Genomic DNA, 23,584 nt, shown 5'->3' with positions numbered 1-23,584 from the left:
AAATGAAATCAAACGGCAAGAGCCCTGCGGTAGACAAGCGTCGGCTTTCCGGACGAACCGCCCTGCTCACCGGCCTGCGCTGAGCGCACAAAGCCATTGGCTTCATAGAAGGCGATCGCTCGCGCGTTCTGCTCCTCGACCTCGAGGCTGACGGCGCTGGCTTCAGGGAAGCTCTCGATAATCTCGTCCAGCAGCATCCCGCCGATGCCGCGCCCCTGCAGGCTTGGCAGCACGTAAAGCTGCTTCAGGGTTACCAATTTGCCGCCGTCCGTACTTTCGGCAAAAGCCATGCCGCCGATGCGCTTGCCATCGTCAGCAACGAGGAACTCCGCATTGGGCTTTGCCAGCCGGGACCTTAGCACCTCGATGGAATGCCATTTACCGGTGATCTCGGTAACCCGTTCTGAACCGTAGATCGCATCGTAGGTCGCATGCCAGGTTTCGACCAGCAGCGCGCGGATGGCACCGAGGTCGCGCTCTCCGGCGGTGCGCACGAACATGGCGGCTACTCTATGCCGAGCTTGGCCTTGACGAGGTCGTTGACCGCCTGCGGGTTGGCCTTGCCGCCGGTTGCCTTCATCACCTGACCGACGAACCAGCCGGCCATGGTCGGCTTGGCGCGCGCCTGTTCGACCTTGTCCGGATTGGCCGCGATCACCTCGTCGACCGCCTTCTCGATGGCGCCGGTGTCGGTGACCTGCTTCATGCCACGGCTTTCGACCAGTTGGCGCGGATCGCCGCCCTCGTTCCAGACGATCTCGAACAGGTCCTTGGCGATCTTGCCGGAAATCGTGCCATCCTTGATCAGGTCGATGACGGCACCAAGCTGATCTGGCGAAACCGGAGCGCTTTCAATGTCCTTGCCGGCCTTGTTCAATTGTCCGAGCAGATCGTTGATAACCCAGTTGGCGGCTAACTTGCCGTCGCGGCCGGCAGCCACCTTCTCGAAATAGTCGGCGATCGACTTCTCCGACACCAGGATCGAGGCATCATAGGTCGACAGGCCGAGCGAGGAGACCAACCGCGCCTTCTTGTCGTCGGGCAGTTCCGGCAGTTCCCTGGCCAGCGCATCGACATAGGCCTGGTCGAACTCCAGCGGCAGAAGATCGGGATCGGGGAAATAGCGGTAGTCGTGCGCCTCTTCCTTGGAGCGCATCGAGCGGGTCTCGCCTTTGACGGCGTCGAACAGCCGTGTCTCCTGCTCGATCTTGCCGCCGTCCTCCAGAATGGCGATCTGGCGGCGCGCCTCATAATCGATGGCCTGGCCGATGAAGCGGATCGAGTTCATGTTCTTGATCTCGCAGCGCGTGCCGAAGGCACCCCCTGGCCGGCGTACCGAGACGTTGACGTCGGCACGAAGCGAGCCTTCGTCCATGTTGCCGTCGCAGGTGCCGAGATAGCGCATGATGGTGCGCAACTTCGTCACATAGGCCTTGGCTTCGTCGCCTGAGCGCATGTCGGGCTTCGACACGATCTCCATCAGCGCGACGCCGGAGCGATTGAGGTCGACATAGGACATGGTCGGGTGCTGGTCGTGCATCGACTTGCCGGCATCCTGTTCCAGATGCAGCCGCTCGATGCCGACCTCTATATCCTCGAATTCGCCCTGGCGGTCAGGGCCGACAGAGACGATCACCGTGCCCTCGCCCACGATCGGCTGCTTGAACTGCGAGATCTGGTAGCCCTGCGGCAGGTCGGGGTAAAAATAGTTCTTCCGGTCGAAGACCGACTTGTGGTTGATCTGCGCCTTCAGGCCGAGGCCGGTGCGGATCGCCTGGTTGACGCATTCCTCGTTGATCACGGGCAGCATGCCCGGCATCGCCGCATCGACCAGGCTGACATTGGCATTGGGTGCCGCACCGAAAGCGGTCGAAGCGCCAGAGAAAAGTTTTGCCTCCGAAATGACCTGCGCGTGCACCTCGAGGCCGATGATGATCTCCCAGTCGCCGGTGGCGCCTGATATCAGGCGTTTTGCGTCGGGTGTGCGGGTATCGATGATGCTCATAGCCTGCCGTCAAATTTCGGATGAATGCCGAATGCGCTGCACATTCAGCAGGTACAAATCGTACCCGCTTCGCTAGTGCAAACCGCCAAAAGAGACAAGCGCAAACCCTCGGCGCTGTTGGACAGCGCATCCTCCACCTGCTCGCACAGGGCGGACGCATCGAATTCGAAAAGAACCAGGAGAAAACGGATCACCTCCGTCAAATGCCTGACCCGCGACGGCTGGCATTATGCCGGCGTCGATCTCGACCTGTTTCGGAAGCTGAAACGCAACAAGGCGGTTCCGTCGTCGGACGGCACTCCCTAGCGCATCAAGGCGCGGGCTGGAACTCGTCCGCTCCGAACTCGACAAGCGTAGACCATCGGTTCCGCCGGTCAGCCCTCCGACCGGCGGTTTCTTTCGCCGCTCAGGCGGTGGCGATGTAGGCGCGTATTTCCTCGGCCTCGCGCTCGACATCCTCGATGCGACGCTTGACCACGTCGCCGATGGATATGATGCCATCCAGCAGGCCGTCCTTCTCCACGGGCAGATGGCGGAAGCGGCCCCTGGTCATGATCTCCATCACCTCGTTGACGGTGTGGTTCTCATTGCAGATCTTCACCTTCGGCGTCATGGCCGAGCGCACCGCAATGTCGAGCGCGGCGGCTCCTTCCTTGGCGATCACCCGCACGATGTCACGCTCGGAGAGAATGCCGACGATCTTTCGATCGCCATTGGTGATAACCAGTGCGCCGATCTTGTGTTCTGTAAGGATGCGGATGGCTTCGCTGAGTTTTTCGTTTGGCCCGAGCGTCAACACGTCATGGCCTTTTTGCTCGAGAATGGCCTTAACCGTCATGGCGTCCTCCTCTACTTTGCCAACCGGTTCCTGCCCTGGCCGGCTTTCACTTGAGAGTGAACATCGTGCGCCGTGATCGGTTGCATTTCAAGTGTGGTCGGGGGCTTCCCACTCGAGCGCCTGCCATCGGCGGTCGAACCAGCGCAGGCCGAAGAAGCCGGCGACAAAACCGCCAATGTGGGCCTCCCAGGCGATCTGGCCGTCTACCCCGGGGGCAAAGCCAAGCAGGCCAGTGGCGAGATTGATGATCATCCACATGGCGAGGAAGATCACGACGCCGCGCGAGCGCAAAACAACCGCGATCGGCAGCACGGGACCGGCGAAGGCCGCCTTGCCGGCCGAACGGTCGGTGCGGAAGCCGAAACGCGCCGCCGCACCCATCATGCCCGATATGGCGCCTGATGCACCCACCAGCGGCGCCTCGCCATAGGGGTGCATGGCCCAGAACAGCGCCACGGAAGCCAGGCCGGTGACAGCGAAGAACAGGGCGAACCGGAACCCGCCAAGGCGATTGGCCAGTGGCGAGCCAAAGGCGGCGAGCCAGACCATGTTGATGGCGATATGGGCAAAGCCGCCATGCATGAAGGCATAGGTGAAGGGGCGGGTGAACAGGAACCAGTCGAAGCCGTATTGCCCGGTGTAAAGGACAGGGATGAAGGCCCCGTCGTACAGCAGCGTCATTTGCTGCGCATCGCTGAGCACGTACTGCTGCAGCAGATAGACGACCGCGCAAATGCCGATCACCGCCAGCACGATCGGCGGCAGGTTGAATACCGGCTCGCGCGCCGGCGGAGGCGCGCTCTCGACCTGTTCGGTCTCGGAAGGATTTACCGGTTCGCTCATCTGCAATCGCACTCGGTGCTGGTTCGATCTTGGCGAGCATCTAGATCACCGCCAATGGAACCGCAAACGGCGAATCGTCCCGGTGCGAATCAAAAAAGAGCCGTCCAAGGTTTCCCTTGAACGGCTGGTCGAGTCCCCTGCTCCCCTGAAACTCTTGACTGAAGTGCTGCCGATCGTCGCGAAACGACCGCTTTTGGAGTGGTTTTGGTGTGCCACAGGGCTCGCTCAAGCGCAACGTAAACCACTTGTTAACCTTAACGGCCCCGACCCGTGAACAAGTGTTAACGACGCTGGCACGCTTCCTGCTCCGCAACGCATGTAGGTCATCGGAGGGCGCCCTTCTGTTCACCGATGGGACATCAGACGACAGAATGCGCGGAGCAGCATACCATGAACCAAAACGGATCGATCACGCTGTTCCATTATTGGAACCGACTGCGTGACGGGCGCCCTGCTCCGAAGCGATCGGAAGTCGAGCCGGCCGATATCAAGTCGCTGTTGGCCGATACGTTCATCCTGGAAAGGGACACCCGCGGGCAAGCCGTATTCCGCCTCGCCGGCACCAGGCTCTGCGCCTGCTATGGCCGCGAACTCAAGGGGTTCTCCTTCCCGTCATTGTGGCGCGAGAAGGATCAGCGGCTGGTCTCGCGGCTGATTCATGGGGTTTTCGAACAGAAATCCGCCGTGCTGATCATGTTCGAGGGCTTCAGCCGCAACGACCGTTCCAACAAGTTCGAATTGCTTGCCTTGCCGCTTGACGGCGGCGTCGAAAACCCGCGCTGCCTCGGCGTGGTCAGCGCTGCTGAGAAGCCATTCTGGCTGGGCGCCGACCCGATCACGGACGCACTGATCGATTCTATCCGCGTCATCGACCCGGAGAAGGAGCTCCTGAACAACCGTCCGGCGATCAGCGTTCCCTCGCTCGTTCCCGACGACATCGAGGCGCCCGAAACGATCTCGGCACTCGGCCGCGCGCGCCGCATTCGCCATCTCGTCGTCTTCGATGGCGGGCGCGAGGAATAGTTGACGATCCTACCGTCCCGCCAGCCCGCTTTTCCCCTTTGTTAACCCGCTTTGTTGTACTTCTCTGCTGAAGTTCCTCGCATCCACGCGCGGGAATGCCAACCGGGGTGTAGGCAGTCATGAGGTCAGCGGCGGTCGACTATGCGCCGTCCCAAGCTGAAAGGCGTAACTTTCAGCGCGTCCGGGTCAAGATATACGGGCGATTCATGCTGGAAGACCGAACCGAGCATCCTTGCCAGGTCGTCGACATGTCGCCCGGCAACGTTGCGCTTCGCACCGACCGCGTCGGCATGCCCGGCGAAAAGGTCATCGCCTATATCGACCATATCGGCCGCATCGAGGGCGTCGTCACCCGTACGCTGCAGGACGGCTTCGCGATGACCGTCATTGCGTCCGACCGCAAGAAGGACAAGCTTGCCGCGCAATTGACCTGGCTTGCCAACAAGCACGAGCTTGACCTGCCAGAAGACCGCCGCCACGAGCGCGTGGCGCCGCGCAACCCGACCAGCGTGCTGCAGCTCACCGATGGCCGTCAATACCAGTGCCGGATCATCGACCTGTCTTTGTCCGGCGCCGCGATCGAGATCGACGTCAAGCCGGCGATCGGCGTCCAGGTCATGCTGGGCACCATGCGTGGCCAGGTCGTTCGTCATTTCGAAGATGGCGTCGCCATCGAGTTCGCCGTGATCCAGCGCCCCGAGACGCTTGATTCCGAGTTCAATACGCCGCGCGCCTGACCGGATCGGACAGCACGCCTCAATCAAACCGGCCTTCGCGGCCGGTTTTTTGTTGTGGCGACGCCATTGAATTTCTCGCAAGCGCCAGAACCGCTCGGACAGCCCAAGCCCGTCATCTGTGGCGCATGGCGCAAGCCTCATATCTAAAGGGCCGGACGGGATCCAAACAAATCAATACTCAAATGATTCAAATTTTATGTTTATTCTACAGGCGTTTTACTTAAAATCTACTTCGCACCTTTGCGTCAAATAAATCCGCCTGTGGCAATGTCTCCTTCGAACGGGGAGACTAGAAATGAAAAGAACGAGGGGCAAGCTGTTGCTGATGGCAATGGCGATACAGCTTTCCGCTTGGGGATCAGCATATGCCGCGGGACCGGCCTATATGCACACCGGCGGCCGCACCACACAGCCCGTTGGCCATTATGAATTCTGCCAGCGCATCCCTGGCGAATGCAACGAAAAGACGCCAAAGGGAGCGCCGGTCGAGCTGACCCGCAAACTCTGGGCGACGATCGTCGATATCAACAATTCAGTCAACACCCGCATCAAGCCGCGCACCGACATGGAAAACTACGGTGTCGAGGAGTACTGGGCCTATCCGGATAATGGCTATGGCGATTGCGAGGATTACGCGCTGGAAAAGCGCCGCGAACTCATGGATGTTGGCGTGGCCGCCGGCGACCTGCTGATGACGGTCGCGCGCCAGCCCAATGGCGACGGCCACGCCGTGCTGACCGTGCGCACCAGCCTTGGTGAGTTCATTCTCGACAATCTTGAAACCAAGGTGCTGTCCTGGACGGACACCGACTACACCTATCTCAAGCGTCAATCGACGGAGAATTCCGGCGTTTGGGTGACGATCAACGACGGCCGCTCCGACGCGGTCGCCAGCGTCCGCTAAGGATGCCGATGCAGTCCGCGGCTTTGGGACGGCGGCGTGCATGAACCGAGATCAAGCGCGTCGCGTTGACGCGACGCGCTTAAGGAGAAACCCGGTCGAGTCCCCACCCTCCCCGTCCCCAACGACCGGGTCAAAGGAGCCGGCCCCGTCCCCGGGCCGGCTCCGCCATTTCTGGACCAGACCCTACTATGGCAAGTTTCCCCCGGTTTAGACCTTGTTAGCTGAAAGATCTGGCTGACAACCGTCTTCCTCCTGCTATTCCGGTCAACTCGACGGTCGCATCGGCGGCGGCTATGTTTTGCCGGAAGGCCCGGCCAGAGCCAAACTCTGGGGGACGTCAGTCAAAGAAAGCGCCGCATGCCGACAGAAGCCAGATCTCCACGCCTTGCGGTTCTCATCGATGCAGACAATGCTTCCGCCAAGATTGCGGATGGCTTGTTCGAAGAGATCGCGAGGATCGGCGAGGCCAGTGTCCGCCGCATCTACGGCGATTTCTCAAGCGCTCGATCCAAGGGGTGGGCCGACGTTCTGGCGAAGCACGCGATCATACCCCAACAACAGTTCGCCTATACGACGGGAAAGAATGCGTCTGATATTACCCTGGTGATCGATGCCATGGACCTGCTCCACAGCGGTCACCTTGATGGCTTCTGCCTGGTTTCGTCCGACAGTGACTTCACGAGACTTGCCGCCCGAATCCGCGAACAAGGCGTCGATGTGTTCGGCTTTGGAGAACAGAAAACCCCGGAGAGTTTCCGGCAGGCATGTCGACGTTTCGTTTACACCGAAAACCTTCTCCCTGGCGTGGCAAGCGTTCAAGACGCGGCGCCGGCAAAAAGGCCACTTCAGTCGCCAAGCGCAGCAACCCCAATGTTGAAGAAAGCCATCGGCCAGATGGATAGCGAGGATGGGTGGGTGCTTCTCGGCACCTTCGGTAAGCAACTCGCAAATCTCTTTTCCGATTTCGACCCTCGCACCTATGGCTTCAGCAAGCTAAGCGATCTGGTGAGAGAAACCGCTGCATTCGAAATCGAAAACCCTAAAGGCGGGGCTATGCGAATACGCCTCCAACCTGCTGCCCCGAAAAAAGCGAAAAACAAAATCGGATAAGTGTGCCGGAGTTCTGATCCTGTCCGGCTTCCCAGGGACAGTCAATCAATGCACTATCGGCTGTCCATCCCGCTTCGGATCATAGCGATGCTGGAAATCCCGGAAGATCGGTGCGAACGCCATCGGCTGTTCAGGGCCATCGACGATGCCTTCAAGGTCGGAGATTTCGGGACTTTGGGCGCACTTCTGGGCGGCTCGCGATGTTGGTTTGATGAACAGATGCCGTCCGAGCTCGGCCTCGGGCATCCTCTGGAATACGCGATCTATTGGAGTCCCCTCGCCTTCATTTCCACCCTGCTGAGCGCGGGTTCGAATCCGAACTACAGCCATCACGGCGGATTTCCGTCTATCATTGCGGTGCTGTCCACGGAGCGCGCCGACAAATTGGAAATCATCCGGATCTTGATTGATGCTGGCGCGGATCTCGACATGCGGGGCTTGAACGACTGGACGCCGCTTCACTATGCGGTGGCGGTCCGCGACGCCGATGCGATCCGCCTGCTTCTGTCGGCCGGCGCCGACCCCTCGCTCAGAACGCGCGTCGATGACCATGCAACAGCCCTGGAAGGAGCGGAGCACGCCGGCTTCGATGCTGGCGCTACGCTGCTGCGCGAGGCGATGACCAGGCGCGGCTCCGACGACACCTGTCGATAGGCCTCAAAGCTTTTTCAGCCCCGCCTTGAAGCGCTTGCCGTTGGCGACGTAGTGCGCGGCCGAGCCGCGCAGCCTGGCGACGGCCGCGTCGTCCAGCACCCTGATCGCCTTGGCCGGCGAGCCGACGATCAGCGAATTGTCCGGAAATTCCTTGCCTTCGGTGACCAGCGCGCCGGCGCCGACCAGCGAATTCCTGCCGATCCTGGCGCCGTTCAGCACGATGGCGCCCATGCCGATCAGGCTGTTGTCGCCGATCGTACAGCCATGCAACATGGCCCGGTGGCCAATCGTACAGCCCCGCCCGATCGTGATCGGAAAGCCGGGGTCGGTGTGCATGACCGTGTGTTCCTGCACATTGGTATCGGCGCCGATGACGATCGGTTCGTTATCGCCGCGAATGACGACGCCGAACCAGAAGCCGGCGTTGCGGCCAACGCGCACATCGCCAATCAGCGTCGCATCGGGCGCGACCCAGTTCGATTCTGCGTCGGCGAAGCTGGGTTCTGTTCCATCGATCGCATAAAGCGGCATTGTCGGTCTCCGAATCGTCTCAGGCTGGAATGCCGGACCCTAGGAGACGGATCGTCCATGAGGCAATGGCAAGCACGATGATGCCCAGCGCCAGGGCCCATGCAATCGCGGTACAGCCGCATGATAAGAGCGCCATTGTCGAAATGCGGTTCTCGCGGCGGGCATCGAGGGCATCGTTCACCAGCATGAAGGGCCCGGCGCCGGCGGTGACCGCCAGCGAGCGCAGCACATGCGAGGGCGACACATAGGGCTCCGCGAAGGCGACCTTGCGGCCGGACACCAGTTCGATTGCCGAGCCCGTCAGACCGCACGCCGTCAGCCCGACGACAAAAGCGAACAGAGTAAGGTCGATCTGGCCCATCTTTACCATCCATTTACCACGAAACTGCACAGTCGCTCTACCAAGGCTGCAAGAGCCATGCCCAGCGATGTGTGCCGCCGAGGGACACCCAGGGCGCAGGCAAGCCGGATCCGAGGACCGAGATGAACCAGGCAGCGATCGCCGACGGCCCTGAACTCACCGTGGTCGATTCCATGCTGATGAAGCGGGTGTTCTACGCCTTCGCGGCGCTGGCGCTGCTGTCGGTGGCGATCAGTCTTGGCGGCAAATGGTTCGGCCGTTCCATCGCCATGGCCGGATACACCGACGACACGACGGTGCGCGAGGTGGTGATCGGCAACAATGTGATTTCCGTGCCGGCCAATTTCATCCGTTTCGAACAGGCCCGCCGCAACGGTATTGCCTCACGTCTCGACCTTTATCTGCGTTATCCCCAGATGGACGGCTACAGCGAGGCGGCCCGCGACGATTTCAACCATTCCGGGACCAACAGGAACATCATTTTCCTATCCTTCGAACCGCGGATGATGTCGCGCGACATGAGCGGCCGGTTCGCGCCGATCTACAGTGCGCTGATCGTCATGCCCGGCATTCCGGGACCTGGCGGCACGACGGTCTACGGCTTCAATGAAAAATCAGGCTATCTGAACGAGGTACTGGTGGTCGGCAAGCGCGGGGGCAAGGACCCCTTCGTGGCCCGCTGCCTGAGCGGACCGAGTGCCGGCGAATCGCTGGCGCCCTGCGAGCGCGACATCCATGTCGGCGACGATCTCAGCCTCACCTACCGTTTTCCCAGGGAATTCCTTGGTGACTGGCAGACGCTCGACGCTGCGATCACGGCCGAGGCAGGACGTATCCTGAAAACCGGACATTGACGGACCGGTGGGGCAGGCCGCGCTCGGCGTGGCCCGCCCTCGGATTGCTGGCTCAGCCCAGATCGATGTCGAGGATCGCCATCGAGAAATTATAGTCGCCGTCGTCCTCGTCCTTGAAGACGATGCCGAGGAACTCCTCACCGACATAGACTTCGGCCGAATCTTCCTTGCGCGGCCGTGCCTTGACCATAAGCTTGGGGTTCTGGAAGACGCGCTTGAAATAGGCGTCCAGCTTTCTGATTTCGTCCGGCTTCAACAGTCTTCTCCGATCATCGGGCTTGCTGGTTTGAACGGCGCTTCTGGCACGCCGACAATGGCGATGTAAAGGCAAGCCGACCGTATTGCACCGGAAGCGCCAGCGCCGCCGGGCAAAAATCGCGATCACTCCGGGGGTTTGCGCCGGTGCGGAAAAATCAGATGTCGAAGCTCACGACCTGGTCCATCGACTGCGACGGCAGGAGCTGGTCCATCTGGCGCGAAGGCTGATCGCAACCGGTTTCGCCGACCACGCGGGCCGGCACGCCGGCGACCGTCTTGTTGTGCGGCACGGGCGATAGCACCACCGATCCGGCGGCGATCTTGGAGCAATGGCCGACTTCGATATTGCCGAGAATCTTGGCTCCGGCGCCGATCAGCACGCCACGGCGAATCTTGGGATGACGGTCCCCGCCGGCCTTGCCGGTACCGCCCAGCGTCACGCCGTGCAGGATCGACACGTCGTCCTCGATGACCGCGGTCTCGCCGACGACAAGACCGGTGGCGTGATCGATGAAGATGCCCTTGCCGATGCGCGCCGCCGGGTTGATATCGGTCTGGAAGACCGACGATGAGCGGCTTTGAAGGTAGAGCGCGAAATCCTTGCGGCCCTGGTTCCACAGCCAGTGCGCCAGCCGATGGGTCTGGATGGCGTGAAAGCCTTTGAAATAGAGCACCGGCATGATGAACCGGTCGCAGGCCGGGTCGCGGTCATAATAGGCCTGGATGTCGACGCGCACCGTCGTCGGCCAGTCCTTGTCATCGGCCAGCATCGACTTGAAGGTCTGACGGATGAGGTCGGAACCGATATCCTGATGGGCAAGCCGCTCCGCGATCCTGTGAATGACCGCTTCCTCCAGGCTCTCCTGGTTGAGGATCGTCGAATAGAGGAACGCGGCCAACAACGGATCGCGGTTGACCGCTTCCATGGCTTCGTCACGGATGGAGCGCCAGATTGGATCGACCGGCTGCAATGCGCCGTGGCGGGAAATGCTGATGCTGTTCATCGACGTCTTCTTATCCTGCGTCCTGCGGGCTTGCCTGTTGTGCGGCCGCACATATAAGCCAGATCATAGCACGGTTGAACTCAATTTTCCTTAGTGCTTTGTCAAATGGATTTGGTTCGCAGGAATTCAAGCCGCGATGGAAAACGAACCCTTGATCGACAAGGCCCTGAAAACCGAGCTTTCAGCGCTCTACCGCGCCGGGGATCGCCACTACCACAATCTTACCCATATCGAGGCGATGCTTGCGCTGGCCGGCGACTACCGAGGGCTGCTAAGCGACCCGGAAGCCGTCGAAGCGGCGATCTGGTTCCACGACGCCATCTACGACAGCAAGGCCAAGGACAATGAGGCGCAAAGTGCCGCCCTTGCCGAGACACGGCTCGCGGGCCGCGGCGATGCCGGACGCCTGGACCGCATCAGCGCGATGATCCTCGCCACAGCCACGCATCAGTTGCCCCGCTTCGAAGACGCGGCGGCAATGCGCGACGCCAGTCTTTTCCTCGACATGGATCTTTCGATCCTGGGTGCCGCGCCGGCCGCGTTCGACGCTTATGAACGCGCGGTCCGCCGCGAATATGACTGGGTGGAGGAGCCGATGTGGCGCGCCGGACGCGCCGCCGTGCTGAAGGCTTTCCTTGCGCGCCCGCACATTTTCCACACCGAAGAATTTCGCCGGCGTTTCGAGCCTCAAGCCAGGCTGAACATGGCGCGGTCGCTGGAGGCCCTGGAAAGCTCCACATGATTTTTGTCAGGAGATATCATAGCGCTTGCATGTGGCCCTGTATCGGCCTTGCCGCGGGGGCACAGTATCGAAGCGGGCTGCGAAAAACGCTTTCCGAGGGTATCGTCCAACATGAATTCTTCTGAGGTGCCGACATCATGAGCAGCAATTTCTTCCAGCCGGTCGACGCCTCGGCCGTTCCCCGCTTTGCCGGGCTCTCGACCTTCATGCGGTTGCCAGCGGTAACGACCGCCGAGGGGCTCGACATCGCGCTGGTCGGCATACCCTGGGACGGCGGCACGACCAACCGCGCCGGCGCGCGGCATGGCCCGCGCGAGATCCGCAACCAATCGAGCCTAATGCGGCGCGCCCATCATGTCTCGGGCATCGAGCCGTTCAGCATCGCCAACGTCGCCGATGTCGGCGATCTCTCCGTCAACCCAATCAACCTGCTGGATGGATTGAAGCGCATCGAGGAGGGCATCGCGGCTATCGTGGCGGCGGGTGCCATTCCGCTGGCGGCAGGCGGCGATCATCTGACGACGCTGCCGGCGTTGCGCGCCGTCGCCAAGAATCGGCCTGTCGGCATGATCCATTTCGACGCCCATTCCGATACCAATGACCGCTATTTCGGCGACAATCCCTACACGCATGGCACGCCGTTCCGACGCGCGATCGAAGAGGGCCTGCTCGATCCCAAACGGGTCGTGCAGATCGGCATTCGCGGCTCGATCTATGAACCCGGCGAGCATGATTGGGCGGTCGCCCAAGGTATACGCATCGTCTACATGGAGGAGTTCGTCCGGCGCGGCGCGGCCAGTGTTATGGAAGAGGCACGTGCCATCGCCGGAACCGGACCGACCTATGTGACTTTCGATATCGACTGCATCGATCCGTCGATGGCACCGGGCACCGGCACGCCCGAGCTCGGCGGCTTCACCACCCGCGAGGCGCAGGAAATGGTGCGCCTGCTTGACGGGTTGAACATTGTCGGCGCCGATGTGGTGGAAGTGGCGCCACCCTTCGATCTTGGCGGCATGACGGCACTGGCGGGTGCAACGATGATGTTCGAACTGCTGTGCGTGCTGGCGAAGTCGGTTCAAGAAGCGAGAGTGCCGGACTGACCCCAAGCACGTCTGCGCAGGATCAAAGCGGATATTCGGCGTAGAACTCCAGCACGCGCTGCTTGAAGGTCTTGTCGCCAACCGCCAGCATGTGGTCGCGGCCCTCGATGTGAAAGGCCCTGGCGTTCGGCATCAGAGCGGCAAGCTCGTCCGGCGATCCGCCAATATCGTCGGTGGTGCCGACCGCGATCAGCGTCGGCTGGGCGATGCGGGCAATATCCTGCTCGCTCAGCAATTCGCGCGACGTGGCGATGCAGGCGGCAAGCGCCCTGCGATCGCTGCGGGTCTGGTCGGCGAAGGCGCGGAACGAGCGGCCGCGCGGATGGGTGGTCGCGGCCGGATCGTCGGCAAGAAGGGCCGCCGCGATCGGATCCCAATCGCCGACCCCGTCGATCATGCCGATGCCGAGACCGCCAAAGACCAGCGTCGCCACCTTGTCGGGATCTGACAGTGCCATGAACGCCGCAACGCGCGCGCCCATTGAATAGCCCATGACATGGGCCCTTTCGATGCCGAGATGGTCAAGCAGGACGGCGGCATCCGAAGCCATTTTCGCTGGTGTATAGTCGGCCTCGTCATAGCTCTTCGACGACGAGCCGTGGCCGCGATTGTCGAAGGCGATGGCGCGATAGCCGGCATCGTTCAGCGTCTTGAACCAGCCTGGCGATACCCAGTTGACGTAGTGGCTCGAGGCGAAGCCGTGGATCATGAGCACGGGATCGCCCTTGCCCGATGCCGGCTGGCGGTCGAGGAAGGCGAGATCGAACCCATCATGGGAGAAAAACTGCATTGAGCGATCCTCCGCGCTCAGTCGGAATCGACGTTCGGAGAATCGCTCTTGTTCGCTGGCGACATGCCGGGATCCGGTGCCGTGCCGATCACGGGATGACGCAGCAGATCGCCGTCCGCGATGCCATCCCTAGCGGCGGTGCCGGCCTTGAGCTCGAGCACGAAGCGGACCGGCTCGCCCGGCGACACGATCGCCTCGGATTGCGGCTCGCCATGCTTGATCGCACGGATCCTGCCGTCCTGGCCGACAAAGATCAGGTCGAGGGGCATCGGCGTGTTCTTCATCCAGAAATTGACCTCGCGTGTCTCGTTGAAGACGAACAACATGCCATGATCGGCGGCCATGTCCTCGCGGAACATCAGGCCGGCTTCCCGCTCGGCATCGGTATCGGCGACTTCGATAGAGAAGGAGCGTTCCCCATTTTTCGTCACCGCGATCAGCGGCGCCGGATCGACGGGAAGGATCATCGCCCGGCCATCGGCCGCGCTGGGTACCTGGAAATAGAAGAAGGCGCCCGCGGCGATGATGACGGCGGCAACGGCGCACATCACGCCCGCCGTCAGCCTGTTCATGTGAGTCATGCGAAATCCTCGGCCGGGGTCGCCCTAGTGCGAAACCGGCAAGGTGCCCATATCGGGGTGAATTTCGGCGGCCATAAGGCCTTTGTCACCGCGTCCGAAACGCACAAGCACCACCTGCCCCGGCCGAAGCTCGGTGATGCCGTAGCGGCGCAAGGTCTCCATATGGACGAAAATGTCCTCGGTACCCTCGCCGCGCGTCAGGAAGCCGAAGCCCTTGGTGCGGTTGAACCACTTGACCAGCGCGCGTTCGAGCCCGCTGTCCGGCGTCACCGAGACATGGGTGCGCTGCTCCTGCATTTCCGCGGGATGGACGGCAGTGGTGATGTCCATGGAAAGCACACGGAAGGCCTGCAGTCCGCGCTCGCCCTGTTTGACGAGACAGACCACGCGCGCGCCTTCCAGAGCTGTCTGGAAACCGTCCCGTCGAAGACATGTCACATGGAGGAGGATATCGCCCGAAACACCATCGTCCGGAAGGATGAACCCGTAGCCCTTGGCCACATCGAACCATTTGATGGCGCCGGCAATTTCGGTCAGGTCGGCGGCCTCGCCGCCTTCGTCGCGCTTCACAGCGTCGCCAAGGGTTCCGGCCCGCCCCGTCAAAGAGGCCTTTTCCCCCATAAGAATGCCCCCTTTTATCAAGAACACTGCAACTGATTCTTGATACCAGATTAACACCGCGGCTTCCGGTGAGTGCAAGACCTGACGTGCCTTTTTTCACGGTTCATTACGGGAATACCGGATTTGTTCTTTGCCGGCACTGCCTGCCGCCGGACGATTGCCCTTTGACCGGGCCGACCCTATGTTGCGCCGCAACCCCACAGATCGAGGAAAGCACATGCGCTATCTGCACACCATGGTCCGCATCGCCGATGTCGATGCCTCGCTCGATTTCTACTGCAACAAGCTCGGGTTGAAGGAAGTCCGCCGCTACGAGAACGAGCAAGGCCGCTACACGCTGATCTTCCTCGCCGCGCCGGAGGACGAGCAAAGCGGCATCAGCGAGAAGGCGCCGCTTGTCGAACTCACCTACAATTGGGATCCCGAAGACTACAAGGGCGGGCGTAATTTCGGCCACCTCGCCTATGAGGTCGACGATATCTATGCGACCTGCCAGAACCTGATGGACAAGGGCGTGACCATCAACCGGCCGCCTCGCGACGGCAATATGGCCTTTATCAGGTCTCCGGACGGCATCTCCATCGAGCTTTTGCAGAAAGGCCCTGCCAAGGCCAAGGCCGAACCCTGGGCATCGATGGCGAACACCGGAGGCTGGTAAGGCTTCGACCCGATACCGGGCGGATATCGCCCGGCGACCTTTGGCGTTCGGCGAGACAACGCCTACCTGTCTGACTCGCGCCGCGCTGCAAGCCGGCGCGTTGTCAGACGAATGGGCGCCCCCGGTGGAGAATTCAATCATGCATTCCAGCCATGCCGATGTCGCCACCGAACATGCCAGCCGCTACCTACAGCAATTGTGCAAGCACTGGGCGCACAAATTCCCGGTCGAGTTCGATCCGCACCATGGCACGATCGAACTGTCGCTTGGCCGCACGGTCATGGATGCCGATGCGACCGCGCTGCACATCACGGTGTCGACCGGCGAGGCAGGATCGCTCGAGCGCCTGGAGGGCGTCGTTGCCGATCACATAAAGCGCTTTGCTTTCCGCGAAGAGCTGGTGTTCGACTGGAAGCAGGCTCCGGCAGCGTAAAAACATCCGAAGTCAGCCGCCGCTGCCGGCTTTACAGACCATCTCCAACAATGCCTGCACCGAACGCCAATTGCGCGCGGTGCCTGGTACTTTCAGCGTGCGCCCGATCAGTCCGGCGAACACAGACTTTCCAAGTCCATCGGGGGCATGCAGGTAAAGCACGTCGCCCTTGATCTCGAATTTTTCCGGACCTGTGCATCTTTCCGACAACCTGGCCGCCTCCTCTTTGGTCGGTTCCCGCTCCAGCGCATAGGCGTGGAGCTTGGTCGGCTCGCCGGCAACTTCCGGATAGGGATTTTGCGCGACCAGCCGCTCGAACCAATCCACGTCGCGCACCATGATGCGCGAATGAAAACCCCATTTCTTCTCGAAGGCTGCTTCGATCTGTTTCGTCAGCGTGGCGGCATCGCCCTTGTCGGCCCGAAACACGGCATTGCCGCTCTGCACATAGGTGGCGACGTCGGAAAAGCCGAGATCCTCGAAGAACGAACGCAGTTCCGCCATTTTGACGATGCGATTGCCGCCGACATTGATGCCCGAAAACAGGGCGATGAAGACCTTCCCGCTCATATGATGAACCCCGCCAATGTCTCGTTGTCGGTGATGTCCTGATATTGAACGCCCTCGGCCTCGAAATTCGCCTTCAGCAGGTCGAAATTGCGGCGGTCCTTGGTTTCGATGCCGATCAGCACCGAGCCGAAATTGCGCGCCGACTTCTTCAGATATTCGAAGCGCGCGATGTCATCGTCGGGACCCAGCATCTCGAGGAAGTCGCGCAACGCGCCCGGCCGCTGCGGGAAGCGGATGATGAAGTATTTCTTCAGGCCTTCGAAGCGCAGCGCACGTTCCTTGACGTCAGGCAGCCGCTCGAAATCGAAATTGCCGCCCGATACCACGGCGACGATGGTCTTGCCCCGGATCTCCTTCCTGGAAAAATCCTTCAACGCATCGATGGCCAATGCCCCCGCGGGCTCGAGCACGACGCCTTCGACGTTGAGCATCTCGATCATGGTCGCGCAGAGCCGGTTTTCCGGGATTAGCCGCACCGTGTCGGCGGCGAATTCCTTGAGGTACCGCAAGGGTTCGCGGCCGATTTCGGCCACCGCCGCGCCATCGACGAAATTGTCGACCTTGGCGAGCTTCAGCCGCTTTCCCGCCGCGAGACTGTCATGCAGGCTCGGCGCCCCAGCAGGCTCGCAGAAGACGAAACGCGCTTCCCGGCCCTTGTCGGCGAAATAGTGGGTGACGCCGGCGGCGAGCCCGCCACCGCCGACCGGCAGCATGACGATGTCGGGCATGCGTGCGCCCGGCATCTGGTCGGCGATCTCATAGGCGACCGTGGCCTGCCCCTCGATGATGTCCTTGTGGTCGAAAGGCGGCACCATGTGCACACCGGAGCTTTCGGTGAATTCGAAGGCGGCGCGATAGCAGTCGTCGAAAAAGTCGCCGACCAGCCTGATTTCGACGAAATCGCCGCCAAAAAGCCGGGTCTTGTCGATCTTCTGCTGCGGCGTCGTCACCGGCATGAAGACCACGCCCTTTTTACCGAAATGTCGGCAGACGAACGCGAAGCCCTGCGCATGGTTGCCAGCGGACGCGCAGACGAACATTTCGGCCTGATTGCCGGCGGCAAGCGCCTTGCGGAAGAAGTTGAAGGCGCCGCGGATCTTGTAGGAGCGCACCGGGCTCAGGTCCTCGCGCTTCAACAAAACCCGGGCGCCGGTTTTCTTCGACAGATAGTCGTTTTCCTGCAGCGGCGTCTCCGGAAAGATCTGGCGGATCGCGGAGGCAGCGATGGCGACGCGCGAGGCAAAACTGGTCATGGCAAGATCATCCCGGTCCGCCCGCAGGCGCGTTAGACAGAAGGCTATCGCACATCCGGCCCCGCAAGACCATTGCCAGGTTGGGCTTGCGCCTGCAACGGGCATTCCCGCCATGCTTGCAGGCGCTTGGAGGCGTTTGTTCATGCCAGCCGCATCGAGGTGTCCACACCTTCACGGGCATTGTGCGGCATCTCCGGCGTCGACCCAAAGCGCTGACCTTCTCCTGTTGTGGCCGCTCCCGCCGACATTTTGGCTTTCGCGCAACAGTGCGATGGCCGCTGCCGGACGCCAACCACATTTCGGCGGGAGACGACTTACTTCCGCCGCACTTCGCCTGCTGGGGAGATGTCGTGGAGGGTGGAAGGCCCTTTTGGGCTCGAGTGGAATTTTGACGTGCATTTGAAGACGATTTGCATTCTTGCACTTGCCTCGCTGGTGGCAGGCTGTGGTGGCGGCCGCAAAACCGAGGAACTGCTCGGCAGCGCGGTCATGTCCGTGCCGGTGACGGAAATTGCCGGCAACCACTCGATCTTCATTGCCACGACGCGCAAGCCTTCCGATGACCCCAACAAGGTTTTCGACGGCGAACGCTCGGCGACGCTGAACTACGCGCGCGTCAATGTCACTGTTCCCGGCACCCACACAACCGGCCAGATCGAGCGGCGCTCACGCGGCAAGTCGAATGATCCGACGAAGTATTTCATGGCTTCCGAAGTCGTCGGCTACGACACGCAGCCGAAATTCGCCAGCGCGCTGAGCACCGACATCGCGGCGCGCGGCGACCGCGTCATGGTCTTTGTCCACGGCTACAACACCGGCTTTGACGACGCCGTCTATCGCTTGACCCAGATCGTTCACGATTCCGGTTATCCCGGCACGCCGGTGCTGTTCTCCTGGGCCTCGGGCGCCAAGACGACGGACTATGTCTATGACAAGGAAAGCGCCAGTGCCGCGCGTGACCAGCTTGAAGTGACGTTGCGGATGCTGGCACAGACCGGCGCGCGGCGCATCGACATCGTCGCCCACTCGATGGGAACCTGGGTGACGATGGAGACGCTGCGCCAGCTCGCCATCACCGGCGACCGCGATCTCGGCGGCAAGCTCGGCGACGTGGTGCTCGCCTCGCCCGATATCGACGTCGATGTGTTCAAGAGTCAGATGCGACGCTATGGCAAGCCCAACAAGCCGTTCATCCTGCTGTTGTCCGACGACGATCGTGCGCTCCGGCTCTCCGGCCTGATCGCCGGTGCGCGGCCGCGCGTCGGCGACTACAAGGATGCCGCCGATCTTGCCTCCTATGGTGTTACGGTCGTCGATCTCTCCAAGGTCAAGGGTAGCGACAGTTTCAACCATACGAAATTCGCCGACAATCCCGCTTTGGTGAAGATGATCGGCCAGCGGCTGCGCGAGGATGACGGCTTTGCCAGCGATCGAGACGTGACCGACCGCATCAGCCTGCTCGGACAGTAGATTCGGTGCGATGGCGTTCGGTGGTCACATCCACGATTGCCGCACCACCGGTCCACTTTGAACTGGACCGGGCCGGACTCTGTCTTTATCGACATGTGCATTGACGTCACGAGCCTGGCGTTGCTTGCGGGGACTGTCTGGCCGTGCCTTCGAAGCGCTTCCTCATAATCGCCTTCGCGTTGCTTGTCGCAGGTTGCGCCGGCCAGAACACGCATGATCTTCTGAACAGGACGATGGTCGCGGTGCCTGCCTCGGACATCGCCGCCACTCACGAGATTTTCGTGGCCACGACCCGGCAAAGGGCCGCAAAGGAGCCGCGGCAGGTGTTCGATGGTGATCGCTCGCTCACCACCAGCTACGCCCGTGTCGATGTCACGGTTCCTAAGAGCCACAAGGTCGGCGCCATCGAGCGCGCCAAGGGGTCCGCGAACAGCAACCCGGCCAAGGACTTCACCGCGAAGGACGTGATCTACTACAAGGATGCACCGCAATTCGCCAAGGCGGTTGGTGCCGACATCGCCATGCGCGGCGACCGCGCGCTGGTCTTCGTGCACGGCTTCAACAATGGTTTCGACGACGGCATCTACCGCCTGACGCAGATCGCCCACGATACGAAATATCCCGGCACACCGGTGCTGTTCTCGTGGGCCTCAAGCGCCAAGACAACCGGCTATCTCTACGACAAGGACAGCGCCAATGCCGCGCGCGACGACCTCGAGGCGACGCTGCGGATGCTGGCCAAGACCCGCGTCAAGAGCATCGACATCATCGCCCACTCGATGGGAACCTGGTTGACCATGGAAGCGCTGCGCCAGCTCGCCATCACAGGCGACCGCGATCTTGGCGGCAAGCTCGGCTATGTCATCCTGGCCTCCCCGGACATCGATGTCGATGTGTTCAAGAAGCAGATGATCCGCTACGGCAAACCGACCAAGCCTTTCGCCATCCTGCTTTCGGGCGACGACCGGGCACTGAAGCTCTCGTCGTTCATTTCTGGCGACAAGCCGCGCGTCGGCGACTACGGCAATGCGGCGGACCTTGCCAGCTATGGTGTGGCGGTCGTCGATCTGACCAAAACCAAGGGCGGCGACCAACTGAATCACGCCAAATTCGCCGACAACCCGTTCCTGGTGCAATTGCTTGGCGACCGCCTGCGGGCGCCAGCCGGCCTGGCTTCGGACGAGGCTCAACTCGACGATCTCGGCCAGGGCCTCGGCAAGGCTGTCGGCTCGGTCGCCGAGGTCGTCATCACAACGCCGTTCAAGGTGCTGACCATTGCCACCGGCGGCTGAGAGCGAAGCGCCGGCGGCTGATCTCAGACGAACAGGTCGACCTTCTGGAAGGTCGTCACGTCGATCAGCCCGACGTCTGAAATCCTGAGCTCCGGAATGACCACCAGCGCCAGCAGCGAGTGCTGCATGTAGGCGTTGTTCAGCGAACAGCCCATCTTGCGCATGGCCTCGGTCAGTTTCTCCGCCTTCGCGGCGACGATCTCGGCGCGCTCGTCAGACATCAGCCCGGCGATCGGCATTTCGACCAGCGCCAGTTCCTTGCCCTTGGAGAACAGCACGACGCCGCCGCCGACCTCGCCCAGTCGGTTGACCGCCAGCGCCATGTCCTGCTTGTTGGTGCCGACGCAGATGATGTGGTGGGCGTCATGCGCCACGCTGGAGGCCATGGCGCAATCGCTCATATAGCCGAAGCCGGAAACAAAGGCGTTGGTGACGCCGCCGGTACCTCGGTGACGCTCGACCAGCGCGATCTGGCAGATGTCGTTGCGGCGATCCATGGCGACCAGCCCGTCCTCGACGGCAAGGTCGGCCTCCAGCGCGCGCGTCGGCGCCTGATTCTCGATGACGCCGATCACCCGCACCCGCACTTCGTTGGCGCCCTTGGGGGCCACGATGTCGAAATCGGCTGCCTTCAGCTTCTTGCCGAGCTTGACGGTGTTTTTCGCGGTCTTCGGGTAGTCATAGGCCGGAATGTCGATGTCGAGCTTGCCGCCCTTGGCCAGTCTCACGCCGCGCGCATAGACCTCGTCGATGGTCATTGCGGCGAGATCGGACACAATCAGCAGGTCGCCCAACCGGCCCGGCGCGATCGAACCGATCTCGCGCTCCAGCCTGAAATGCTGGGCCGTGTTGATCGTCGCCATCTGGATCGCCGTCACCGGCTTCAGCCCCTGTTGGATGGCGTGACGGACCACCCGGTCCATGTGCCCTTCGTGGACAAGCGTGCCGGAATGGCTGTCGTCGGTGCACAGGATGAAATTGCGCGGACCGATGCCGCCTTCCGTCACCGCCTTGATTTGCGAGGCAACGTCGTACCAGGCCGAGCCCAGCCGCAGCATCGCCTTCATGCCCTGGCGCACGCGGGCGATGGCGTCCTCGGCGCGCGTGCCTTCGTGATCATCCTCGGGTCCGCCGGCGACATAGCCGTGGAAGGGCAGGCCAAGATCGCGCGAGGCATAGTGGCCGCCAACCGTCTTGCCCGCATGAACCGTCGCGGCGATCTCACCCGACATGACAGGATCGTTGGCGGCGACGCCGGGAAAATTCATCACTTCGCCGAGCCCGATGATGTTTTCCCAGGTCATCGCCTCCGCCACATCGGCGACCGTCAGCTCGGCGCCGGCATGTTCTAGCCCGGGTGCCGAGGGCACGCAGGACGGCATCTGCACATGCACGTTGATGGGCATCGCCACCGCCTCGTCATGCATCAGCCGCACGCCAGGCAGGCCCAGCACATTGGCGATCTCATGCGGATCGATGAACATTGACGTGGTGCCGTGCGGGATGACGGCGCGGCAAAATTCGGTCACCGTCACCATGCCGCTCTCGACATGCATATGCGCGTCGCACAGGCCAGGCACCAGATAGCGCCCGCCGGCATCGACCACCTTGGTGCCCTGGCCGATGGCGTGGCTGGCGTTCGGTCCGCAATAGGCGAAACGGCCGCCGGCAATGGCGATGTCGGTCCCGGCGATGATCTCGCCCGAGTGAACGTTCACCCAGCGGCCATTGCGGATGACGAGATCAGCCGGCTTGCGACCCATGGCGACGTCGACCAGATGCGTCGCCATCTCGGTCCAGGGCTTGGGTTTCGTCGCATGCGCCGCCGGCTTCCTTGCCATGAAGAGACTCCTGTTTGCGCGACTGTGCCAAGCCTGCCCGGTTTTGGCCAGCGCCAAACAGCGGATAGGGAACCTACTGCGTCTTCACGTCGGTCACTTTCGCATTCCCGACCGAAATCCGTTTCGTTGGTGATGACAGGACTTTCTCTCCGCGAACCGCCGATCTGCATGCTGGCGCTCCTATGGCAATGCCACGCCCACGGCTTGCCGACGCGGCAGGCCGCATCGGTCGCGGTGAGAAATCTGATTCCGTTTTGCGGCAAACCGGGTTACGCTACCCGCAAGGATTGTGCTGACTCTTCCCTTGAGGAGTTCGATGTATCGCCTGGTGATCGCAAGTGCCGGTCTTCTTGCCGCTTTGTCCGTGCCGGCTTTCGCAGCCGACCAGACGGTCGACGTGCCAATGACCGCGCCCGGCTTCGACTGGACCGGCTACTACGCCGGCCTGCAGGCCGGATATGGCTGGGGGCAATCGGACATCACCGGGACAGGCGGCGGCGCGTTGTCCTCGCCCGACATCGATGGCGGTTTCGTCGGCGGCCACATCGCCGGCCTGTGGCAGTTCGACCAGGCAGTGATCGGTGCCGAGGCCGAACTCAACTATTCCTCGATCGATGGCACGGCCGAACCCGAACCGGGGAATGTGTTCGGCACAGACATCAAGTGGTTCGGATCGATGAATGCCAAGGCGGGTTATGCCATGGACCGCGTGCTTGTCTATGGCATAGGCGGCGTCGCCTTCGCCGGAGTCGATACCTCGCAGGCCGCCGGTCCAGCATTCTCCAACACACGTACGAATGTCGGCTGGACCGTGGGCGCCGGCGTCGACTACGCGCTGACGGACAAGTTCGTCGTCGGCGCGCAGTATCGTTACTACGATTTCGGCTCCGAGCACTATGACGGGTCGAACGGCTTCACCGACCGTGATCAGGACGTGAAGTTGAACACCGTCGGCATCAATCTGAGCTACAAGTTCTGAGCGTGGCTCTTCCGCGCCATTGCGAAGGGAAAACTGTTACACACCTTTGCTGGAATTGCTCTGACAGCGCCACTTCTGGATCGATCCTGCCGGATGCGGCCGACGCCCGCAGGGGGCGGGGGAATGGGG

27 protein-coding genes and 1 pseudogene are annotated in these 23,584 nt (G+C 61.8%); 14 read left to right on the top strand and 14 right to left on the bottom strand.

Annotation, left to right across the window (positions count from 1 at the left end; genetic code table 11):
* Nucleotides 1-8 precede the first annotated feature (8 nt).
* On the bottom strand, nt 9-500 hold the full coding sequence (locus FJ958_RS26450; protein ID WP_140747381.1) for a GNAT family N-acetyltransferase: 492 nt from the start codon (nt 498-500) through the stop codon (nt 9-11).
* Nucleotides 501-505: 5 nt separating this feature from the next.
* Nucleotides 506-2,005: an Asp-tRNA(Asn)/Glu-tRNA(Gln) amidotransferase subunit GatB gene (gene gatB / locus FJ958_RS26445; protein ID WP_140747378.1), complete on the bottom strand. Its 1,500-nt coding sequence runs from the start codon at nt 2,003-2,005 to the stop codon at nt 506-508.
* A gap of 128 nt (nt 2,006-2,133) precedes the next feature.
* On the opposite strand from gatB, the pseudogene FJ958_RS32230 reads away from it, so the two are divergent.
* Nucleotides 2,134-2,311 (top strand): annotated as a pseudogene (locus FJ958_RS32230) (YjhX family toxin).
* A gap of 100 nt (nt 2,312-2,411) precedes the next feature.
* Here the strand turns inward: FJ958_RS32230 and FJ958_RS26435 are convergent.
* Entirely contained in the window at nt 2,412-2,843 is a 432-nt protein-coding gene (locus FJ958_RS26435; RefSeq protein WP_140607483.1) for a CBS domain-containing protein, read from the bottom strand.
* Between the two features lie 87 nt (nt 2,844-2,930).
* Nucleotides 2,931-3,686 (bottom strand): rhomboid family intramembrane serine protease, encoded by a 756-nt coding sequence (locus FJ958_RS26430; RefSeq protein WP_140747375.1) that lies wholly within the window; start codon nt 3,684-3,686, stop codon nt 2,931-2,933.
* A 390-nt stretch (nt 3,687-4,076) separates the two neighbouring features.
* Here FJ958_RS26430 and FJ958_RS26425 point away from each other — a divergent pair, with 390 nt between their 5' ends.
* The 5 genes from FJ958_RS26425 (at nt 4,077) to FJ958_RS26405 (ending at nt 8,114) form a co-directional block, all read left to right on the top strand.
* Complete coding sequence (locus FJ958_RS26425) at nt 4,077-4,709, top strand: PAS domain-containing protein (protein WP_140747372.1); 633 nt, start codon at nt 4,077-4,079, stop codon at nt 4,707-4,709.
* Between the two features lie 119 nt (nt 4,710-4,828).
* Nucleotides 4,829-5,446 carry a PilZ domain-containing protein gene (locus FJ958_RS26420; protein WP_140747369.1) on the top strand — a complete coding sequence of 206 codons (618 nt, stop codon included), beginning with the start codon at nt 4,829-4,831 and terminating at the stop codon, nt 5,444-5,446.
* A gap of 295 nt (nt 5,447-5,741) precedes the next feature.
* Complete coding sequence (locus tag FJ958_RS26415; protein ID WP_140747366.1) at nt 5,742-6,350, top strand: transglutaminase-like cysteine peptidase; 609 nt, start codon at nt 5,742-5,744, stop codon at nt 6,348-6,350.
* 357 nt (nt 6,351-6,707) lie between these two features.
* Entirely contained in the window at nt 6,708-7,460 is a 753-nt protein-coding gene (locus tag FJ958_RS26410) for an NYN domain-containing protein (protein ID WP_140747363.1), read from the top strand.
* Between the two features lie 48 nt (nt 7,461-7,508).
* Entirely contained in the window at nt 7,509-8,114 is a 606-nt protein-coding gene (locus FJ958_RS26405; protein ID WP_246679769.1) for an ankyrin repeat domain-containing protein, read from the top strand.
* A gap of 3 nt (nt 8,115-8,117) precedes the next feature.
* Here FJ958_RS26405 and FJ958_RS26400 read toward each other — a convergent pair whose 3' ends face one another.
* Both FJ958_RS26400 and FJ958_RS26395 read right to left on the bottom strand, forming a co-directional pair.
* Nucleotides 8,118-8,645, bottom strand: coding sequence for a gamma carbonic anhydrase family protein (locus FJ958_RS26400; RefSeq protein ID WP_140747360.1), 528 nt, complete (start codon nt 8,643-8,645; stop codon nt 8,118-8,120).
* A gap of 19 nt (nt 8,646-8,664) precedes the next feature.
* A complete protein-coding gene (locus tag FJ958_RS26395) occupies nt 8,665-9,006 on the bottom strand; it encodes a hypothetical protein (protein ID WP_140747357.1) in 342 nt (113 codons plus the stop codon).
* A 122-nt stretch (nt 9,007-9,128) separates the two neighbouring features.
* On the opposite strand from FJ958_RS26395, the gene FJ958_RS26390 reads away from it, so the two are divergent.
* Nucleotides 9,129-9,860 (top strand): hypothetical protein, encoded by a 732-nt coding sequence (locus tag FJ958_RS26390; RefSeq protein ID WP_140747354.1) that lies wholly within the window; start codon nt 9,129-9,131, stop codon nt 9,858-9,860.
* Nucleotides 9,861-9,912: 52 nt separating this feature from the next.
* Here the strand turns inward: FJ958_RS26390 and FJ958_RS26385 are convergent, their stop codons facing one another.
* Nucleotides 9,913-10,116 (bottom strand): DUF3126 family protein, encoded by a 204-nt coding sequence (locus FJ958_RS26385; RefSeq protein ID WP_140607491.1) that lies wholly within the window; start codon nt 10,114-10,116, stop codon nt 9,913-9,915.
* Between the two features lie 157 nt (nt 10,117-10,273).
* Nucleotides 10,274-11,122 (bottom strand): serine O-acetyltransferase, encoded by an 849-nt coding sequence (cysE, locus tag FJ958_RS26380; RefSeq protein WP_140607492.1) that lies wholly within the window; start codon nt 11,120-11,122, stop codon nt 10,274-10,276.
* 136 nt (nt 11,123-11,258) lie between these two features.
* Between cysE and FJ958_RS26375 the strand changes: the two genes are divergently transcribed.
* Nucleotides 11,259-11,864 carry a hypothetical protein gene (locus FJ958_RS26375; RefSeq protein ID WP_140747351.1) on the top strand — a complete coding sequence of 202 codons (606 nt, stop codon included), beginning with the start codon at nt 11,259-11,261 and terminating at the stop codon, nt 11,862-11,864.
* 137 nt (nt 11,865-12,001) lie between these two features.
* Nucleotides 12,002-12,967, top strand: coding sequence for an agmatinase (speB, locus tag FJ958_RS26370; RefSeq protein WP_140747348.1), 966 nt, complete (start codon nt 12,002-12,004; stop codon nt 12,965-12,967).
* A 22-nt stretch (nt 12,968-12,989) separates the two neighbouring features.
* Here the strand turns inward: speB and FJ958_RS26365 are convergent, their stop codons facing one another.
* The 3 genes from FJ958_RS26365 to FJ958_RS26355 are packed head-to-tail and all read right to left on the bottom strand — an operon-like array spanning nt 12,990 to nt 14,959.
* On the bottom strand, nt 12,990-13,757 hold the full coding sequence (locus tag FJ958_RS26365) for an alpha/beta hydrolase (RefSeq protein ID WP_181176525.1): 768 nt from the start codon (nt 13,755-13,757) through the stop codon (nt 12,990-12,992).
* Nucleotides 13,758-13,774: 17 nt separating this feature from the next.
* On the bottom strand, nt 13,775-14,338 hold the full coding sequence (locus FJ958_RS26360; RefSeq protein ID WP_140747342.1) for a DUF192 domain-containing protein: 564 nt from the start codon (nt 14,336-14,338) through the stop codon (nt 13,775-13,777).
* 24 nt (nt 14,339-14,362) lie between these two features.
* Nucleotides 14,363-14,959 (bottom strand): cold-shock protein, encoded by a 597-nt coding sequence (locus tag FJ958_RS26355; protein ID WP_140747339.1) that lies wholly within the window; start codon nt 14,957-14,959, stop codon nt 14,363-14,365.
* 217 nt (nt 14,960-15,176) lie between these two features.
* On the opposite strand from FJ958_RS26355, the gene FJ958_RS26350 reads away from it, so the two are divergent.
* Nucleotides 15,177-15,617, top strand: coding sequence for a VOC family protein (locus tag FJ958_RS26350; protein ID WP_140747336.1), 441 nt, complete (start codon nt 15,177-15,179; stop codon nt 15,615-15,617).
* Between the two features lie 139 nt (nt 15,618-15,756).
* Nucleotides 15,757-16,050 (top strand): DUF2218 domain-containing protein, encoded by a 294-nt coding sequence (locus FJ958_RS26345; protein ID WP_140747334.1) that lies wholly within the window; start codon nt 15,757-15,759, stop codon nt 16,048-16,050.
* A gap of 12 nt (nt 16,051-16,062) precedes the next feature.
* On the opposite strand, the gene FJ958_RS26340 is transcribed toward FJ958_RS26345, so the two are convergent.
* Both FJ958_RS26340 and ilvA read right to left on the bottom strand, forming a co-directional pair.
* Nucleotides 16,063-16,620, bottom strand: coding sequence for a DUF1697 domain-containing protein (locus FJ958_RS26340; RefSeq protein WP_140747332.1), 558 nt, complete (start codon nt 16,618-16,620; stop codon nt 16,063-16,065).
* The gene (ilvA, locus tag FJ958_RS26335) at nt 16,617-17,873 is read right to left on the bottom strand and encodes a threonine ammonia-lyase IlvA (protein ID WP_140747329.1); all 1,257 of its coding nucleotides are present in this window, start codon (nt 17,871-17,873) and stop codon (nt 16,617-16,619) included. The genes FJ958_RS26340 and ilvA overlap by 4 nt, the downstream gene beginning before the upstream one ends.
* 345 nt (nt 17,874-18,218) lie before the next feature.
* On the opposite strand from ilvA, the gene FJ958_RS26330 reads away from it, so the two are divergent.
* Entirely contained in the window at nt 18,219-19,343 is a 1,125-nt protein-coding gene (locus FJ958_RS26330) for an alpha/beta hydrolase (RefSeq protein WP_181176524.1), read from the top strand.
* A gap of 137 nt (nt 19,344-19,480) precedes the next feature.
* Complete coding sequence (locus FJ958_RS26325; RefSeq protein WP_140747323.1) at nt 19,481-20,635, top strand: alpha/beta hydrolase; 1,155 nt, start codon at nt 19,481-19,483, stop codon at nt 20,633-20,635.
* 23 nt (nt 20,636-20,658) lie between these two features.
* On the opposite strand, the gene ade is transcribed toward FJ958_RS26325, so the two are convergent.
* Nucleotides 20,659-22,476 carry an adenine deaminase gene (gene ade / locus FJ958_RS26320; RefSeq protein ID WP_140747320.1) on the bottom strand — a complete coding sequence of 606 codons (1,818 nt, stop codon included), beginning with the start codon at nt 22,474-22,476 and terminating at the stop codon, nt 20,659-20,661.
* A 316-nt stretch (nt 22,477-22,792) separates the two neighbouring features.
* Between ade and FJ958_RS26315 the strand changes: the two genes are divergently transcribed.
* Nucleotides 22,793-23,455, top strand: coding sequence for an outer membrane protein (locus FJ958_RS26315; RefSeq protein ID WP_140747317.1), 663 nt, complete (start codon nt 22,793-22,795; stop codon nt 23,453-23,455).
* Nucleotides 23,456-23,584: the final 129 nt, after the last annotated feature.

The sequence above is a fragment of the Mesorhizobium sp. B2-3-5 genome, assembly GCF_006442395.1.
Classification (GTDB): Bacteria; Pseudomonadota; Alphaproteobacteria; order Rhizobiales; family Rhizobiaceae; genus Mesorhizobium.
This window is presented reverse-complemented; position numbering and strand designations above follow the sequence as displayed.

Coding starts and splice junctions, on each gene's coding strand:
- FJ958_RS26450 (WP_140747381.1), bottom strand. CDS start 500: ATGTTCGTGCGCACCGCCGGAGAGCGCGACCTCGGTGCCATCCGCGCG.
- gatB (WP_140747378.1), bottom strand. CDS start 2,005: ATGAGCATCATCGATACCCGCACACCCGACGCAAAACGCCTGATATCA.
- FJ958_RS26435 (WP_140607483.1), bottom strand. CDS start 2,843: ATGACGGTTAAGGCCATTCTCGAGCAAAAAGGCCATGACGTGTTGACG.
- FJ958_RS26430 (WP_140747375.1), bottom strand. CDS start 3,686: ATGAGCGAACCGGTAAATCCTTCCGAGACCGAACAGGTCGAGAGCGCG.
- FJ958_RS26425 (WP_140747372.1), top strand. CDS start 4,077: ATGAACCAAAACGGATCGATCACGCTGTTCCATTATTGGAACCGACTG.
- FJ958_RS26420 (WP_140747369.1), top strand. CDS start 4,829: ATGAGGTCAGCGGCGGTCGACTATGCGCCGTCCCAAGCTGAAAGGCGT.
- FJ958_RS26415 (WP_140747366.1), top strand. CDS start 5,742: ATGAAAAGAACGAGGGGCAAGCTGTTGCTGATGGCAATGGCGATACAG.
- FJ958_RS26410 (WP_140747363.1), top strand. CDS start 6,708: ATGCCGACAGAAGCCAGATCTCCACGCCTTGCGGTTCTCATCGATGCA.
- FJ958_RS26405 (WP_246679769.1), top strand. CDS start 7,509: ATGCACTATCGGCTGTCCATCCCGCTTCGGATCATAGCGATGCTGGAA.
- FJ958_RS26400 (WP_140747360.1), bottom strand. CDS start 8,645: ATGCCGCTTTATGCGATCGATGGAACAGAACCCAGCTTCGCCGACGCA.
- FJ958_RS26395 (WP_140747357.1), bottom strand. CDS start 9,006: ATGGGCCAGATCGACCTTACTCTGTTCGCTTTTGTCGTCGGGCTGACG.
- FJ958_RS26390 (WP_140747354.1), top strand. CDS start 9,129: ATGAACCAGGCAGCGATCGCCGACGGCCCTGAACTCACCGTGGTCGAT.
- cysE (WP_140607492.1), bottom strand. CDS start 11,122: ATGAACAGCATCAGCATTTCCCGCCACGGCGCATTGCAGCCGGTCGAT.
- FJ958_RS26375 (WP_140747351.1), top strand. CDS start 11,259: ATGGAAAACGAACCCTTGATCGACAAGGCCCTGAAAACCGAGCTTTCA.
- speB (WP_140747348.1), top strand. CDS start 12,002: ATGAGCAGCAATTTCTTCCAGCCGGTCGACGCCTCGGCCGTTCCCCGC.
- FJ958_RS26365 (WP_181176525.1), bottom strand. CDS start 13,757: ATGCAGTTTTTCTCCCATGATGGGTTCGATCTCGCCTTCCTCGACCGC.
- FJ958_RS26360 (WP_140747342.1), bottom strand. CDS start 14,338: ATGACTCACATGAACAGGCTGACGGCGGGCGTGATGTGCGCCGTTGCC.
- FJ958_RS26355 (WP_140747339.1), bottom strand. CDS start 14,959: ATGGGGGAAAAGGCCTCTTTGACGGGGCGGGCCGGAACCCTTGGCGAC.
- FJ958_RS26350 (WP_140747336.1), top strand. CDS start 15,177: ATGCGCTATCTGCACACCATGGTCCGCATCGCCGATGTCGATGCCTCG.
- FJ958_RS26345 (WP_140747334.1), top strand. CDS start 15,757: ATGCATTCCAGCCATGCCGATGTCGCCACCGAACATGCCAGCCGCTAC.
- FJ958_RS26340 (WP_140747332.1), bottom strand. CDS start 16,620: ATGAGCGGGAAGGTCTTCATCGCCCTGTTTTCGGGCATCAATGTCGGC.
- ilvA (WP_140747329.1), bottom strand. CDS start 17,873: ATGACCAGTTTTGCCTCGCGCGTCGCCATCGCTGCCTCCGCGATCCGC.
- FJ958_RS26330 (WP_181176524.1), top strand. CDS start 18,219: ATGTCGTGGAGGGTGGAAGGCCCTTTTGGGCTCGAGTGGAATTTTGAC.
- ade (WP_140747320.1), bottom strand. CDS start 22,476: ATGGCAAGGAAGCCGGCGGCGCATGCGACGAAACCCAAGCCCTGGACC.
- FJ958_RS26315 (WP_140747317.1), top strand. CDS start 22,793: ATGTATCGCCTGGTGATCGCAAGTGCCGGTCTTCTTGCCGCTTTGTCC.